The 15,095-nt window shown below is 66.3% G+C and carries 14 protein-coding genes; 11 read left to right on the plus strand and 3 right to left on the minus strand.

Annotation, left to right across the window (positions count from 1 at the left end; genetic code table 11):
* The first annotated feature begins 70 nt into the window (after window positions 1–70).
* Both NVV99_RS24030 and NVV99_RS24035 read left to right on the plus strand, forming a co-directional pair.
* Window positions 71–637: a replication initiation protein gene (locus NVV99_RS24030; protein WP_260783133.1), complete on the plus strand. Its 567-nt coding sequence runs from the start codon at window positions 71–73 to the stop codon at window positions 635–637.
* A complete protein-coding gene (locus tag NVV99_RS24035) occupies window positions 634–897 on the plus strand; it encodes a sigma factor-like helix-turn-helix DNA-binding protein (RefSeq protein WP_072815822.1) in 264 nt (87 codons plus the stop codon). Before NVV99_RS24030 ends, NVV99_RS24035 begins: the two co-directional genes overlap by 4 nt.
* A 70-nt stretch (window positions 898–967) precedes the next feature.
* Here NVV99_RS24035 and NVV99_RS24040 read toward each other — a convergent pair whose 3' ends face one another.
* Both NVV99_RS24040 and NVV99_RS24045 read right to left on the minus strand, forming a co-directional pair.
* Entirely contained in the window at window positions 968–1,966 is a 999-nt protein-coding gene (locus NVV99_RS24040) for a replication protein (protein ID WP_260783134.1), read from the minus strand.
* 380 nt (window positions 1,967–2,346) lie between these two features.
* The gene (locus NVV99_RS24045; protein ID WP_033098656.1) at window positions 2,347–2,532 is read right to left on the minus strand and encodes a toxin-antitoxin system HicB family antitoxin; all 186 of its coding nucleotides are present in this window, start codon (window positions 2,530–2,532) and stop codon (window positions 2,347–2,349) included.
* 188 nt (window positions 2,533–2,720) lie between these two features.
* On the opposite strand from NVV99_RS24045, the gene NVV99_RS24050 reads away from it, so the two are divergent.
* Together NVV99_RS24050 and NVV99_RS24055 are read left to right on the plus strand one after the other, a co-directional pair.
* Window positions 2,721–4,130 carry a cytochrome P450 gene (locus tag NVV99_RS24050; RefSeq protein WP_260783135.1) on the plus strand — a complete coding sequence of 470 codons (1,410 nt, stop codon included), beginning with the start codon at window positions 2,721–2,723 and terminating at the stop codon, window positions 4,128–4,130.
* A 73-nt stretch (window positions 4,131–4,203) separates the two neighbouring features.
* The gene (locus tag NVV99_RS24055; protein ID WP_260783136.1) at window positions 4,204–5,259 is read left to right on the plus strand and encodes a GAF domain-containing protein; all 1,056 of its coding nucleotides are present in this window, start codon (window positions 4,204–4,206) and stop codon (window positions 5,257–5,259) included.
* 216 nt (window positions 5,260–5,475) lie between these two features.
* On the opposite strand, the gene NVV99_RS24060 is transcribed toward NVV99_RS24055, so the two are convergent.
* A complete protein-coding gene (locus NVV99_RS24060; protein WP_260783137.1) occupies window positions 5,476–5,922 on the minus strand; it encodes a helix-turn-helix transcriptional regulator in 447 nt (148 codons plus the stop codon).
* Window positions 5,923–6,459: 537 nt separating this feature from the next.
* On the opposite strand from NVV99_RS24060, the gene NVV99_RS24065 reads away from it, so the two are divergent.
* The 7 genes from NVV99_RS24065 (at window position 6,460) to NVV99_RS24095 (ending at window position 15,074) form a co-directional block, all read left to right on the plus strand.
* A complete protein-coding gene (locus NVV99_RS24065) occupies window positions 6,460–7,734 on the plus strand; it encodes an insoluble domain protein (protein WP_260783138.1) in 1,275 nt (424 codons plus the stop codon).
* A 233-nt stretch (window positions 7,735–7,967) separates the two neighbouring features.
* Window positions 7,968–8,507, plus strand: a complete 540-nt coding sequence (locus NVV99_RS24070; protein WP_260783139.1) for a hypothetical protein — start codon at window positions 7,968–7,970, stop codon at window positions 8,505–8,507.
* A gap of 113 nt (window positions 8,508–8,620) precedes the next feature.
* The gene (locus tag NVV99_RS24075; protein WP_260783140.1) at window positions 8,621–10,483 is read left to right on the plus strand and encodes a cutinase family protein; all 1,863 of its coding nucleotides are present in this window, start codon (window positions 8,621–8,623) and stop codon (window positions 10,481–10,483) included.
* A 154-nt stretch (window positions 10,484–10,637) separates the two neighbouring features.
* Window positions 10,638–12,242, plus strand: coding sequence for a peptidoglycan DD-metalloendopeptidase family protein (locus NVV99_RS24080; protein WP_260783141.1), 1,605 nt, complete (start codon window positions 10,638–10,640; stop codon window positions 12,240–12,242).
* 66 nt (window positions 12,243–12,308) lie between these two features.
* A complete protein-coding gene (locus NVV99_RS24085; RefSeq protein WP_072815813.1) occupies window positions 12,309–12,953 on the plus strand; it encodes a hypothetical protein in 645 nt (214 codons plus the stop codon).
* Window positions 12,950–13,549, plus strand: coding sequence for a hypothetical protein (locus NVV99_RS24090; protein ID WP_230810935.1), 600 nt, complete (start codon window positions 12,950–12,952; stop codon window positions 13,547–13,549). The genes NVV99_RS24085 and NVV99_RS24090 overlap by 4 nt, the downstream gene beginning before the upstream one ends.
* A gap of 10 nt (window positions 13,550–13,559) precedes the next feature.
* On the plus strand, window positions 13,560–15,074 hold the full coding sequence (locus NVV99_RS24095; RefSeq protein WP_260783142.1) for an AAA family ATPase: 1,515 nt from the start codon (window positions 13,560–13,562) through the stop codon (window positions 15,072–15,074).
* Window positions 15,075–15,095: the final 21 nt, after the last annotated feature.

The raw sequence follows: 15,095 nt of genomic DNA on the forward strand, positions 1-15,095 counted from the left end.
TGCTGCCGCGATTCCTGCTGCATAGTCAGGACAGGAGAAGGGATCACCGTCCTACACCACCTTCTGGGGCTTGACCGCGCGGTTGACTCCGCTGCGCTATGCCCATCGCATCGAGCGAGGTCTGTGTATCTCCGTCGGCGGGGACTTCTCCTACGGTGGGCAGCTGACCAAGAACCCGATCCACCCTGAATGGGAAACCATTTACGGTCCAGGGGATCCGTACTCGTTGCGGGATCTGGCGACCATCTACACACCTCGTCAGGCTCCGCGCCGGCCCGACCGCTCCGTGGGTCTGGGCCGCAATGTGACGATGTTCGACACTGCCCGTAAGTGGGCGTACCCACAGTGGTGGCACCATCGTCATGGCACCGTAGACCAGTGGCTCCAACTGGTTCTTCAGCGTTGTCACGGAATCAACAGCGAGTTCGCCGACCCTCTTCCTTTTATCGAGGTCCGTGCCACGGCGTACTCCATCGGCAAGTGGATCTGGCGTAACTTCGACGAGGGGACGTTCCGGGCGCGCCAGGCAGCACGTGGCAGCAAGGGCGGCAAGGTCATGAGCTCCGCCAAACGGGAAGCAAACAGGAAGCGGGCCACCAAGTTCAATCTGGCGACAGCATTGGAGTTCGCGCAATGAGCGGCAGCGCCCAGGCACAACAACGTCGGTCCATCACCGCAAAGGAACTGGCACGCCGGCTCGGCTCGTCGGAGCGCACTGCACGTCGCCTGATTGCCGAACCCCGAGACCAATTCCTCGAACGCGCAGAACGCCGACGCAAGCAGGTGGTCGAACTTCGCCAGCAGGGGATGAAGTACCGCGAGATCGCCGAGAAACTGGAGATGTCGACCGGAGCGGTGGGTCGGATACTGCATGATGCCCGCAAGCTCGAGGGGTAGGAGCGGCTTCCGCGTGAAACGATTCGATTCCTCTTCGCCGCTGTGGTTCTGACCGGAGCGAGAATTTCGTTCAGTAGCGGTGCCGGTCGAAGCGGTCCCCGCGGGTCCGGGTGCGCATGCCCGAGCGCTGGAACAGTATCTGCCGGATCTCGGCGAGAGCGGTGGCACGGGTGTCGTCGCTGGCCGGAGGATGAGCAGCACGCCGGTCGAGTTCGGCGCGACGTTCGGCGGCGCGGCGGTCCTGGATCTCAGTGCGGCGCTCGGTGGGGGTAGGCCCTGACCACACATCGGCGAGGGCACGGAGCTGCCAGCGCAGGAAAGCGGTCGGGGACGCTAGGTGTGGGAGGCTGCGGTCGCGGCGGAACTCGGTGATCTGGTCGGCTACGTCGTCGCCGGTCCATCGGGTGGTGTCGATGCCTGCGGCGGTCAGGGCATCGGCGATCGCTCCGACATGGTGATGGGTGATTCCGGGGACGTAGTGGCCATTCCGATCCACGCCGCGGTATTCGGGCATCGTGGGACCGAGTCGGTCGGCCAGGCGCGCTGCGGCGATCTGAGCGTGCAGGGGTCGTGGGTCGCCCTCGGCCTTCGTCGAAGCCCGGGCGCGGCGCGTAGCGCGCGCGTTGGTGATTACTTGAGAACGAGAGATACCTGTAGAACCCAAAGGGTTCTTCGGTAGATCCGCATGATTCGGAAACTGGGGATAAACAGAAGAATTGGCAGTGAACTTGCTGGTCAAGGCCCACACAGAGGCTGCGCGAAGTTGCTTTCCACCGTGGGTGAGGCTGGCTTCGATGCGTTCGGCGATGGTGAGGTAGCGGCCGCGGACGAGCTCGACGGCGGCTCCGATGCGGCGAAGGATCTGGCGGGCACGATCGAGGACGTCGGTGCTGATGCCGGCGTACTCGGCGAGGGTGTCGCGGGCGGCGGTGAGGCTGCGGCCGGTGGATTCGTCGGCGTAAGCGGCGTGAGCGTTGGCGGCGGCGATGAACTTGTCCGGGGCGATGCGGTGCTCGTGGCAGATCTTGATGCCGGTCTCGCTGCGGGCGAAGGTGATGATCTGGCGCATCCAGCCCGCGCGGGAGTCCCAGACGGGGATGGGGGAGTAGGCACCATCGGCTACGCGGAGATTGTAGCTGCCGCGACGGCGACCGCGGCGGGTCTGGGGAGCGGCGCGGCCGGGACCTCGACGGTTGTCCCGGGCGGTGTGTGCGCTCCGTTGAGGGCGACACGCGGGAATGTGATTTGAGACGGAAGTTGGCCCAAACGAGCAGCGCTCGCTAATATGCATAACGAAGGCTTTCTGGAGAGAAAGTTCGAGTGCCCGAGGAGTTTGGCGACTTTGCTCGGTCACATATTCGGTTTGGAAGACCCCTCGCTTGGCAGGCGGGGGGTTTTCTGCATCTGAGGGCGGGCTAGTTGGCGGCTAGCGGCCCTCTCTGGTGGCGTTTACACGGTCACCGCCTTGATCTCGCGGGCAAGGTCCGGTCGACCGGCTTGTAGTGCGAGCAGGTCGGCGACGTATTGGGACAGCGCGACCTTGGCGTCCTTGGCATCGTTGCGGAGCTGTTCGTGCAGCTCAGCGGGGATGCGTAGAGTCATCGCGGCGCGGTCGCCTTTATGCGGCTGTGCCATGCGTAAACCCCCGTTCTTCAAGATCGGCCCGTTGAATCTGACTCAGGTTAGCGGCTGCGAGCGCGGATGTCAGTTACCCCCGTACATCGGCGTGGCGCGTGTCGACTAGTGGGACGGCAGTCAGGGAGCCCTTGAGCGGTGGGAGGCGGCGGTGTGCCTCTCGCCGGCGGTGGGGCACACTCTCACGAATGGCGTCACCGCAGCTTTCGACGAGCAGCCCTGCGACCACCGACTTCCAGCCGATCCCGCAACCGCGATGGAGACTGCCTCTATTGGGTGATCTGCTCAGCATCGACGTGGCCAAGCCGGTTCAGCGTGAGATGCAGATGGCGCAGGAACTCGGTGGAATCTTCGAACGCAAGATCCTCCAGCACCGGCTGATTGTGGTGTCCGGCGCGGATCTGGTGCGGGAGGTCAACGACGAGGAGAAGTGGGCGAAGTTCCTCGGCAAGCCGCTGCGCAAGCTTCGTGTCATCGCCGGCGACGGGCTGTTCACCGCGTTCAACTCCGAACCGAACTGGAGCAAGGCCCACAACATCCTCGGCCCGGGCTTCGGCCAGGCCGCGATGCATGGCTATCACGACTCGATGCTCACGGTCGTCGACCGGCTGGTCGACAGCTGGGACAGCGCAGCGGCCGACGGCGAGTATGTGGACGTGCCGAAGAGCATGACGTCGCTGACCTTCGACGTCATCGGCCGGTGCGGCTTCAGCTACGACTTCGACTCGTTCGGCCGCACCGAACCCGATCCGTTCATCGCGGCGATGAGCCGGGCGCTCGAGTACATCAACCGCTCGTCGAACGACATCCCGATCCTGCGGGCCCTGTTCGGTCGCGCGGCGCGTGCGCAGCACGAACGCGACATCGCGCTGATGCAGGAGACGGTCGATCGCATCGTCGAGGAGCGGATGCGCTCCGGCGAAAAGTACAACGATCTGCTGGACCTGATGATGCACACCGTCGATCCCGACACCGGCGAGCAGCTCGATCGCGAATCGATCCGCAATCAGGTGCTGACCTTCCTGGTCGCGGGCAACGAGACCACCGCGGCCACCCTGGGGTTCGCGGTCCATTTCCTGAGCCGACATCCCGAGGTGGTGGCGAAGGCACGCGCCGAGATCACCGAGGTCGTCGGTGCCGACGGCCGGATCGGGTACGAGCAGGTCGCCAAGCTGCGATATGTGCGGCGGGTGGTGGACGAGACGCTGCGATTGTGGCCGGCCGCCCCGGGTTACTTCCGTAAGGTACGCGGTGAGACCACCCTCGGCGGACGGACGCTGCCGAAGGGTTCGTGGGTGTTCGTGCTGCTGCCACAGCTGCACCGCGACCCGCTGTGGGGTGACGATCCCGAGCGATTCGACCCGGATCGGTTCGAGCCCGAGGCGGTGCGCAAGCGTCCGGCGCACATCTTCAAACCGTGGGGCACCGGCATCCGGGCGTGTATCGGTCGGCAGTTCGCGTTGCACGAGGCGGTGCTCACGCTCGCGTCGCTGATCCGGCGGTACGACTTCGCTCCGGAACCGGGCTATGAGCTCGACGTGCACGAGGCGATCACTCTCAAGCCGCGGGGGTTGAAGGTCAAGCTCTCGCGTCGGTGACGGAGGCAGCCGACAGGTAAGTTCCCCCTGGGCAGCCGTACTGTGCCCACGGTTCGGGGGAGGTTATAAGTTAATGGTGATTCTCAACGAGTGGCATTTGGTCGAGACGTTGGTCGACGGCGAGATGTCCGTTGTCAGCTGCGGCGGCGTAGTCAAGGATTGGGCGTCGGTGACCCGGCATGTTCAGCCGGCCCCGGACCTTCTGGTCACGCCGATCATCGACGAGGTGATCCGCACTCGACGGCCGGTGACGCTCGATCTGCGCTCGCGTAAGGGGGCGCAGAAGGCGTTCCACATCGAGGCGCTGCCCGTTCTCGGCCCGAGCGGGGAGGCGCACGGCGTCCAGGTGTGGGTGGGTGAGCCCGGCCGGGTACCCAGCCCGCCTCGGATCGCGGCTGGGATTGCGTGGAGTCTCGAGCGGATGGTGATCGGCCAGACCGTCGAAGCCTCGATGATGTCCGGGGTGCTGCCTGAAGAGCACGTTCCGGAGCGAACTCCTGCGGAGTACATCGCCAAGGCGGTGAAGTTCGACGATTCGGCGTCGTTGTTCGAGCTGGGCATCGATCCGGTGCACGGTCGCCGGTGGGAGGCTCCCATGTCGGTTCTGCACGCCGACGGTCGGGTGATGCGCTGGTACTGCTGGGGCAAGGGCCGTACTGATCCGGGCAACGTGGGATTGCGGCTGCTGTGGCACGACGTCTCCGATACGACGTCACCGGAGTTGCCGACGTTGAGCGAGCTGGGAATGCAGGAGATGCTGCGGTCAGCGGGGGTCTACACCGGCGTCTTCGTCGCCGACCTCGCCGTTCTGACGATGTGGCTGCCGGATGCTCCACCGTGGGTGTCCTGGCGAAACGTCAAGGGCGGAAACGAGATCGTGCATCCCGACGACCGGCATGTGCTGGCCGATGCACTGGCAACGTTCCGTTCGGGGGATACCGCGCCTCGATGCGCCCGTGCTCGTCTGCGTTCGGAATCGGGCTGGCGGGCAGCGAAACTGTCGATCAGCCCGTATCCCGGCCCTCTCAGCGACCGTCTCGTGCTCGTTCAGATTTCAACGATTCCGGATGAATTCGATGCGGCCACAGAGGATTTGCAGGGATCCGATCGCGGGGTGCGAGGCGGTTAGGTTGGTCCCGGACTATCGGCTGTGATCTGGTAGTTTGTCTTCCGCGTCCCCACCCGTGGGGATTTCCCGGGGCTTGTCCACTCGGCCTCGGATGTAGCACAGCCGGTTTCGGCCGCTTCCGCATGTCCGCGTGAGGCGGACTGCTATCTCCGCGGGGGGAGCTCAGACATGGTTATCCGTATTTGTCGCGCGTCGACACACAGTGTGTCGCGCGTGTCAGACGGGTGCGCCCGGCGGTCGGGTTCGGGCCCGTTCATAGGCGGCGCGGACCTCGGCTGTGTCCACTCCCAGAGCTCGAGCCAGTCGTTCGGTTACCGGCTCTCGCAGAGAGGTTTCCCCCAGCTCGAGGCTGCTGAGCGAGGCCGTGGAAATGCCTGCTTGCAGCGCCAGCTGGGGCTGGGTCAGGCCGGCCTGGACGCGCAGATCGCCCAGATACCGGTCGTGCGGGGATATCCGCACCAGCTCGGACATCGGAACGTCGAGGGCGGCAGCGACACGGGCCAGACGGTCCACCTGCGGGGTCGCCTGCCCGGACTCCCAAGCTCGCACGGCCGCCACGCTCACTTCGGCGAACCTCGCCAGGTCACCACGGGTGTAACCCTTCTCCGTCCGCAGATCGATCAGCCTCTCCCGATCGAATCCCCGAAGAGGCCGTCTCGTCATGCCCGAAACCTTTCCACGAGCCATAACACTGCCTTACAGGAATGGCTTGCGTCATCTTCCACTGGAATAGATTTTGCTGTAATGTTCCGGAATAGAGTTTCAATGAAGGGTTTTGCGGCGAAGGAGGTAACGATCGGTTGAGCCGTGGGAAGCGTCTGGTCGGCAACCAGCGCGAGCCACGGTGAGGCCACCGGCAAAAGGGAAAACCCCGGACACGTGTCAGTGATTGGCGTCGGTGTCACGTATCCGGGGTTGAACCACCTACGTACCAACCCGTCCGGGCTGACTACGCAAGCTCGGGCACCAGGTCACTGCGGACGAGGGCCCACTTTCTTGTCGGGCGCTGCTGTTCTGGCGTTACTCGACTGTGCGCGCCAACGGCAGCGTTCCCGCACCTAGTCGGCGCTGCCGACACGTGCACAAGCGGACTACCTCCCTGTGGTGACCACCCGATCTTCTCGGCCCTGACGGATCTCTTTCTCGCTCAGGTCCTTCACGCATTCGGGACTCGATTCATTCGCAGGAAAGGCGATGTACATGTCCGTATCCAACGAAGATCAGCTGGTTTCCGGCACCGGCAGACACCGGCGCCGCCGAACGACCAGTGCGGTGCTCAGCACCGCGACTCTGGCACCGGCGGCAGCGGGGTTGCTCATTGCCTTTGCGCCGACGGCAGCAGCAGCGCCGACCGGTGACTCCGGCGGTGGGCAGGCAGGGATCACGTCCCCGCCGCAGTCCGGTGGTGGTCAGGCGGGCATCACCTCCACGCCGCCCTCGACTTCTGCTCCTGCGCCCTCGGCTCCTGATCCGCAGCCCGCCGAGAACTTCTGGGTAGCGCCTCCGGCCGAGTACAACCGCGGCACCCGCGCCTACAACCCGCAGACCGGCGGTGGTGTGTCGATGGCGCAGTACAACGGCTATTCGGGCGGCGACAACTCCGGCTACTCCGGCTACAGCGTTCCTGCTCCGCAGGCGCCGGACGTGGTGGAAGGCCCGACCCTGCCGATCGAGGCTCCGGTCAACAAGATGCGTTTCGGCCGGGTGATCTTCGACCAGCCGAACTGGGTCTCGGACGTCGATGCCGACAAGACCAACCGCACGACCGCAGTGGTCGAGGCGATGGTCACCGACTACCACCGGTCGACCGGCATGGAGACCGAAGAGGCCGAAAAGATCGCCTCGGCCCAGGTCGCAGGCACGGCCGTAGGTACAGCGACCGGCTTCGGCACCGGCTGCCTCGCGGCCGGTGTCCCGACCGCACTGGCAGTGAGCACGGTCGCAGGCATCGTCGGGGCTGGAGCAGCCACGATGGTGCCTCTGCCGATTCCGGGGGTCGCTCCCGTGACCTCGGGCGTTGCCGCTACCGCCGCTGGCGCGGCGGCCGGATTCGGAGTCGGATGCGCGGTCGGTGGTGGACTGGGCGCACTCGGCGGCGGTCTGGCCGGGTACGGGGTCGGCACGGCTTACGGCGCGGGCGAGGATGCCACGCCGATCGAAACCGAAGTGCCCGACATCGAGGCCGAACAGGTCACAGAACAGGTCGACACCACGCTCGCGCAGTGGTCGGAGGATCCCATCGGTGCGGCTGCGGTCGACGCTGTGCAGACCTTCGCCACCGAGACCGCACCTGCGATCGATGAGCAGGTCCGCGACTTCGTTCAGACACAGCCCGGTGGCGAGCAGGTCATCGAGCAGGTCGACCAGGCACTCGACTCGTTCTTCACCGACGCGACGCCGGGACTGGCATCGCGCCTGGTCAGCGAGGCGGTCGGTCTGGGTCTCGGCGCGCCCGCTCCGGCAGTCGACGCCTGAGTCCAGTCGAAGAGGGAGACGAACCGATGAAGCGGAACGACCGAACGGGCTCACCTCGGGTGCTCGATGCGACCGCACCTCGCACCCGCATGGTTCGGGAGTCGGTGCCGGTGTCGGTACCGGCGGCCGAAGAGCGCTTTTCCTCCGGGAGAACCGCGTCCGCCCGTGAGTCGGCGTCTCGAGTGGTCGCGGCGGCCGATGCCGGTCGCCGCGCCACTCACCCGACCACGCAGGTGACCACGCGCCGCCCTGTCGGGAAGGGACTGACCTACGCCGGTCTCGGCCTCGCGGCCGTGGCCGTCGTGGGACTGGCCGGCTGGGGCATCACCGCTCTCGTCGGCGGCGGTGACGACGACACGGACTTCGGTGGCCTGGTCCCGGACACCGCAACCGCTGCGCCGACAGCGACAGCGGCAGCGGCAGCGGCAGATGATCCGTGCTCACCTGGCGAGGGTGATCAACTCTCCGGCGAAGGGGTGATCGCGGCGCTCGAGCACCGCTATTACCTGCTGCGTTCGGGTGAGTCGGTGCGGGAGTTGATGGCCCCTGATGCGCCGTTGCCCGACGCGGCAATGATCCAGCAGGGCATCGACACCGTGCCGCTGGGGACCACGCACTGCCTCGAGGTCACGGCCATCGGGCCGAACACCTACAGCGCGCAGATCACCGAGGTCCGCCCGGATCGGCGCAACGAGTTCAAACAGCGCATCACAACGACCACGGCCGAGGACGGCCGAGTGATGATCCGCTCCATCGAAGAGGTCGGGGCATGAGGAAAGCAAGTCTCGCTCTGGCAGCGGCAGCAGTGACGACCGCGGCCGCGGTAAGCACACCGACAGTGGCTCATGCAGCGGAAACGAACGGGTGTGCGCGCACGATCGCGCTGATGATTCCCGGCACGACGGAAACGTCCGCTCATGCTGATCCGACCGTGCCGACGGGCATGCTCGCGGCGGTCGGTGACGCACTCGAGCAACGGTTCGGCAAGAACCTCGACGTGGTGTACGTGCCGTATCCGGGCGAGGCGTTCTTCAACGGCACGTCCTATGCCGAATCGAAGTCGCGGGGCGACAAAGCGGCAGCGGAGTTGATGGAGCGGTGCCCGTCGTCGACGTACCTCATCGCCGGGTACAGCCAGGGCGCGCAGATCGGCAACGATCTGGCCGTCAACATCGGCCACGGTCTCGGCCCCGTCACTCCGCAGCAGGTCAAGGCGGTGATTCTGCTCGCCAATCCGAAGCGGGGCACCGAGGGCGCAACGTTGATCGGCCCGCCCCTGAGCGGTCAGGGCATCGCGGGGCCGGCCCCGGAAGGGTTCGGCAAGCTCGCGGGCAAGGTGTTCGACATCTGCCACCCGGACGATGCGTACTGCAACACCGATGGTCAGTCGACGCCGTTCCTGGCGTCTCTGGGCCGGATCATCGCCAATCCGCCGGGAGCGGTCGATGTCTCTGCCGAACTCGCCTCGACTGCATCACCCCAGACTCCGACGATCACCGGCACGTCGACAGTGGCGCAATCCTCCCTGGTCGATGAGTTGTCCTCGCCGGGGACCTGGCGCAACGCGGATCTGTCGGCGGTGTTCGGGGCGGCGTCGCAACTGGCCGAGTCGGTGTCTTCGCTCGATGTCGCTGGTCCGACGTCGACCACCTCGGCGGCGAACATCGCCCGCATGACGCAGCAGGCGCGGCTGGTGTCGGAGACTTTGACGCCGGTCGACCAGGCGCGACAGTGGATCGACAGCAATCCGGGCGCGCGTGAGACGTTCACCTCGGCTCCCGAGGGATCGCCGGAGGCGACGACGGCGGGCGTGCTCGACATGCTCGAGCAGGTCGATGTCCCGGCAGTGTTGTCGGCCGCCGAAGCGGTGACCGGGGTGAGCACGGCCTTGCTCGAGTCACGGGCCTCGGGGGAGTCGGTCGATGTGTCGACGCTGGCAGGGTCGGCAGATGCGCTGGTCGCGGGTCTGTCGCCGTTGGCGGCCTCGGGTCCGGTGGAGTTGCGGACGGCAACGCAGGTGCTTTCGGTGGCCAAGCCGACGACGATCATCAATCAACTGCTGGGCGTCGTCTCCGGCGTGACCTCGGTCGACTATCCGGCGGTGGCGGCCGGGTTGCAGCAGCTTCCGATCAAGATTGCCACCGGCGATGTGCACGGGGCGCACGCGGTCGCGGGGGATCTGAACAATCAGCTCTCCCCGCTGGTGAAGATGGCTGCCGGGGTGGATTTCAAGACACTCTCACGGCTGGTGGCGATGGTTCCGGACCCGTCCGGCACGGCCGCAATCGCCGCGCTGGTGCTTGATCTGCTCGGCAACGTCGATGTGATCCGCTTGGCCCGCAATGTCGGTGAGATTCAGGAAATCGCCTGGTCGGTGGCCGAAAGCGGGAACGTGCTCGAGCTGTCTCGGTTGATGCCGGTGGCGGTGGATCTGGCGCAGGTGGCTCTCGGCGTGCTCACCCCGGGCCAGAAGATGAGTCCCGATCAACTGCACGATCCGGGCGATCCGATCGGCTCGCTGATGTCGGTGCAGGCACAGGACAGTGATCTGGCCGGCCTGGGCCAGTCGGTGATGACGCTGGCGAGCAGTGACAGTGCGGCCGAGCTGGGGCAGCTGGTGGCCGAAGGATTCACCGCGGCGAGTTTCTACGCCTCGAATTCGCACATTGCGTATCCGAGCTGGTCCCCGGATGGGAGGGACAACGCGATCGACACGATGGTGAAGGTTTTCGCCAAGGCGATCGGCTGACGCCGATCGGTCCTGGTCAGCGGGTGGTGCCGCTGCCAGGACCGGGAGCCTTCCACTAACGCGGCATCCGACCTCGGGCGGGCGGATGCGAAGTCACTCACGTGCATGGCCTGGGCGGGCTAGCGACAAGCACTCATGCAAAGGGGGTGAGTACGTGGCTTCTTCGACGACGAAAATTACGCTGGCAGCCAGCGTCGTGGCCCTGATGGGTGCGCTGGTGATGTGCGGCAGCGACAATCCCGATCCGGACAACTGCCTGCCGACGCAGGGACCGTCCCGGTCACCGAACAGCCTGCGTGCTGCCACCGGCAAGAAGGTGCAGCCGATGGTCACCGGCACCTACACGTTCACCTCCGGTTTCGGCCCGCGCTGGGGTACCTCGCACAACGGCATCGACCTGGCGGCGCCGATCGGTACGCCCTTCTATGCACCGATCGACGGAATCGTTGTTGCAGCAGGAGATTCCGGCGCGAGCGATGAGAACGGTTTCGACAACTGGATCATCGTCGACTCGGCCACCGCGGACGGGTCGACCATCTCGACGGTCTACGGGCACATGTTCCCGGACGGTGTTCTCGTCTCCGTCGGTGACGAGGTGCGCGCCGGGGATCTGATCGGCCTGGTCGGCAACGCCGGAGGTTCGACCGGACCGCACCTGCATTTCGAGGTCTGGCCCGGGGGCCGACTAGACGGCGGATCTCCGATCGACCCGATGCCGTGGCTGGCCGATGCGTCTGAACTCGACGCCCCGCAACAGCGTCCGACCTCGCCGAATGTGCAGCTGGTCGCGGCCGAGACTCCGCTCGGTGCCGGTTGCACCGGCCTGACGCGCCCCGGCGGACGCTCCCTCGCGCCGGGATCGGTCCCCGAGGAGTTCCGGGAGTGGATCGTCAAGGCGGCTCAGACCTGCGAGGCGATCGACGCTCCTTTGCTGGCCTCCCAGCTCTACGCCGAGAACCAGTTCCGCTACGGTCCCTCCTCGCCGGTGTCTCCGGCGGGGGCACGCGGGCCGGGGCAGTTCATGCCCGCAACTTGGGCCTCGATCGGCCAGGACTACGACGGTGACGGCGTGGCCGACGTGAATTCCATCGGTGATTCGGTGATGGCGATGGGCGCCTACGACTGCCAGATGTGGGAGCAGACGCAGCAGTGGCTCCGCGAGGGAAAAGTTTCAGGTGACGGCACCGAGTTGATGCTCTCGGCCTACAACTGCGGGCCGGGCAACACACTCGCTTCCGGCGGGGTGTGCGGCAACGTGGAGACCACGAGCTACGTCCGCAATATCCTGGCCGGCCGCGCTGACTTCGCCGGTGTCGACCAGCCTCGGCCGCCGTCGGTGAGTGGTTCGCGGGTGGTCGATGCAGCACTTGGATGGCTGGGCACCGATTACGCCTGGGGCGGCGGGGATGCCACCGGCCCGACTCGCGGCATCGCCGATGGCGGTGTCGCCGATGAGCACGGCGACCATAACAAGGTCGGCTTCGACTGCTCGGGCCTGGTCGTGTACGCGGTGGCGCAGGCGACGGACGGAAGAATCGTTCTGCCACACCAGGACTCCGCTCAGGTCAACGATCCTCGGGGGACGCCTGTAACCGAGGCGGCGGACTTGCAACCCGGAGACATCGTGCAGCCCTACCCCGGCCACGTGTGGATCTGGATGGGGGACAACAAAGTTGTCGAAGCGCCCCAGTCCGGAGAGAAGGTCCGGATCACCGAATGGACGCCCCCGAAACATGTCAGAGCCATCCGATTTAATTGATGCACAACGGATTTCATACGCCAGAACATCGGAAACGATGACACACCAGGAAGGGAACATCACACCGTGAGCGAAGAGTGGGACAAGGCGGAATCGGCCGTCCGCACCCTCGGATCGACCCGGACAGTCCAGGCGATGACGGCCTCGGACCTGCGGGCTTGGGCTGCGGAGAACAACCTGATGACGCGCACTCAGTGGCCGAAGATCAAGCGCGAGCTCTACAAGCAGTTCGATGTGGACTACGACGCCCTGCGAGAACGCGAGCAGCGTGAACGGGCCGAAAAGCTGGCCGCGGCCGCCGCGTCGGCTCCGGTGGTGTCTTTGGCCTCGGCCGGCGACGAACGTGGCTCGTTCGCCGTGGTCGGCGATGCCGACACCAGCGATGTCGCCTGGTACGGATCGTTCCACAAGGACGATCGGATCTTCCGGCCCGGCGATCAGGACTCGGCGGATGAGGCCAGCGCCGGTAAAGCCGTGTTCCTCGCTGCGAAAGTCCGCGACCACCTCGAGGTCGAGGCGGTTCGGTTGCGTCTGCGGGTGAGCAGTGAACGCATCGACGGGGTGAAACTGGCCGATCTCGCGGCGAAAAAGCAGGTCATTCTCGATCTCGAGGTGACGCCGACCGGCAATCCGGCCGAGCAGTGGTGCCTCGAACCGGGCTACGGCGAATGGCGGGCGATCCGCCTGTCGGATCTGGTGGTGGCCGAATGATCCGCCGACTGGCACTGATCGGTGTCCTCGCCGGAGCCCTAACGGTGGCCGGATGCAGCTCCGAGACCGACCAGGATCAGACCACTACGAACTCGTCGGCACAACCGTCGTCGACGGAGGCATGGCCTCCCACCGAACCGGCTGCGCCCATCGAGCAGTCCACCCCCGTTCCGGCGGCACCGAGTGTGGACACTTCCGATCCGGGCGAGCTCGGCCGCACGGTCGTCGAGACCTGGTTCTCCTATGACACCCGTACCGACACCAATCGCAACGACGCGCCGGTGCGGGCCGCCGATCTGGGCGTGCTGACCGGCGAACTCGACGCGCAGGTCCGCGCCGATGTGCAGATCCCGGTCAAGGCCAGCGGTGAGTGGGCACAGTGGGCGTCGCAGGGCGCGACGGTCACCGCCGTGGCGGTGGAGGTCCCCAACCAGGGACAGGCCAATACCGCGACGAAGTATCACGGCATGTACGAGGTGACCAGCACGGTCACCGATTCCAGCGGCACCGAGATCGGCACAGACGTGCAGTACGTCGCCGTGGTGCTGACCGACAACGGCGACGGATGGCGCGTTTCGTCCGTCACCACCCTGTGAGGTGAGCGTGATGGCTGACATCGCTGACTACAACCACGAACCGACCATCGACCCGCGTCGGCTGCGGCTACGCCCGAGCCGTCCCGCTGTCGAACCCGAACCGGCCCCGGCTCCCGAGCCTGTAACCGAGGACATCGCCGATCCGTACGGGGTCGGAGTAGATGCTCTCGCGGCCGTCGACGAGCCGACCGCGCCGACAGCAATGCCGTCCACCGGGCACGGCGCACTGTTCGACGAGGCCGCCTCACCGGCACTTTCTCAGCCTGCTCAGTGGGGTTGGCGGGGTCGGATCAATGCAGCTCTGGGAACGAAACTGGCCCCGAAGGCGGCATCGGCAGAGACCGGCCACCGGGCGGCGGTCGAAGCGATCCAGCGAACGCTGCCGGGTTCGGGCACGGTCGCTGTGGTCAACACCAAGGGCGGAGCCGGCAAAACTCCGACGTCGATTGCCCTGGCAGCGATGCTCGGTAAGCATCGCGGCCGCGGGGTCGTGGCAGTGGATATGAGCGAGGCCGGCGGCACCCTCGGCATTCGCGCAGCGCGCACCGCACCCATCGAACGCACGGTGTGGGATGTCCTCGACAACGCATCGCGGCTGATGTCGGCCGACGTCGAGGCGGGGGAGCTGGCGGCGTATCTGCGGCTCCAGCCCACCCACGACGAGATCCTGGCCGGGGACACCGATTCTTCCTACGACGACATGCTCGGCGAGGACGAGTGCGCGGCGTTGGGCGCGGTGCTTCGTCGCCATCGCGACCTGTTGATTATCGACACAGCCACCACTCCGCAGGCCGGGGCATGGCAGTGGGCGGTGCGCCACGCCGACGTGCTGGTGGTGCCGCTGCCGATGCGCCGGGACATGGCGCAGCACGCCTACGCGATGCTCGACGGCCTCCGTAAGCGGGGGTTCGAGCATCTGGTGCGCTCTGCGATCGTGCTGCTGTGCGCGACACCGGGGTCCGATCCGAACCTCGAAACTGCGATTGTCGACGAGTTCGACTCTCTCGGTGTGCAGACCTACGTTCGGGTCCCATTCGAGCCGGTCTTCGCCACCGGTGAGCGGATCACGCTCGAGGCGTTGTCGCAGAGTTCGATCATCGCGTGGACGAATGTCGCGGCGATGGTGACCGATGCGCTAGCCGAGGCCATCGTCGAGCGGCAGGCCGGACTCCGGCAGCAGGGGGTACCGGCTCCGGCGATCGCCCCGGAACCGGCTCCGCCGACGTTCGCGGCGGACGTTCCGAGCTTCGTAGCGCCCCAGCCGACCCCGGCTCCCGAGTCGGTTCCCGCAGCTGAGCCGCCCCCGGCCCCGGCAGTGGAACCCGCTGCCGCTCCTGCTGTCCGGGTGCCTGAGACGGACCCGGCCAGGGACCTGCCCCTGGACTACCGGCCCACCGCCGAGGCGGCGGAAGCGGCCCCCGAACCGGACGCCTCGAGCGAATCCGCTGCTGAGGTGCACCAACCGCCGGCCCCGGCCCGACGGCCGCAACCACCGAAGCCGTCGAGCTTCGATCCCTACGCCTGACCTTCTGTGTGAAAGGACCCC

Source organism: Rhodococcus sp. PAE-6 (genome assembly GCF_025290685.1).
In the GTDB taxonomy this organism is placed as follows: Bacteria; Actinomycetota; Actinomycetes; order Mycobacteriales; family Mycobacteriaceae; genus Rhodococcus; species Rhodococcus pyridinivorans.

Bases quoted from the DNA above. Each gene is read 5' to 3' on its own strand.
- NVV99_RS24095 (WP_260783142.1), top strand. From the start codon at position 13,560: ATGGCTGACATCGCTGACTACAACCACGAACCGACCATCGACCCGCGT.
- NVV99_RS24035 (WP_072815822.1), top strand. From the start codon at position 634: ATGAGCGGCAGCGCCCAGGCACAACAACGTCGGTCCATCACCGCAAAG.
- NVV99_RS24075 (WP_260783140.1), top strand. From the start codon at position 8,621: ATGATTCCCGGCACGACGGAAACGTCCGCTCATGCTGATCCGACCGTG.
- NVV99_RS24050 (WP_260783135.1), top strand. From the start codon at position 2,721: ATGGCGTCACCGCAGCTTTCGACGAGCAGCCCTGCGACCACCGACTTC.
- NVV99_RS24045 (WP_033098656.1), bottom strand. From the start codon at position 2,532: ATGGCACAGCCGCATAAAGGCGACCGCGCCGCGATGACTCTACGCATC.
- NVV99_RS24055 (WP_260783136.1), top strand. From the start codon at position 4,204: ATGGTGATTCTCAACGAGTGGCATTTGGTCGAGACGTTGGTCGACGGC.
- NVV99_RS24060 (WP_260783137.1), bottom strand. From the start codon at position 5,922: ATGACGAGACGGCCTCTTCGGGGATTCGATCGGGAGAGGCTGATCGAT.
- NVV99_RS24090 (WP_230810935.1), top strand. From the start codon at position 12,950: ATGATCCGCCGACTGGCACTGATCGGTGTCCTCGCCGGAGCCCTAACG.
- NVV99_RS24065 (WP_260783138.1), top strand. From the start codon at position 6,460: ATGTCCGTATCCAACGAAGATCAGCTGGTTTCCGGCACCGGCAGACAC.
- NVV99_RS24040 (WP_260783134.1), bottom strand. From the start codon at position 1,966: ATGCGCCAGATCATCACCTTCGCCCGCAGCGAGACCGGCATCAAGATC.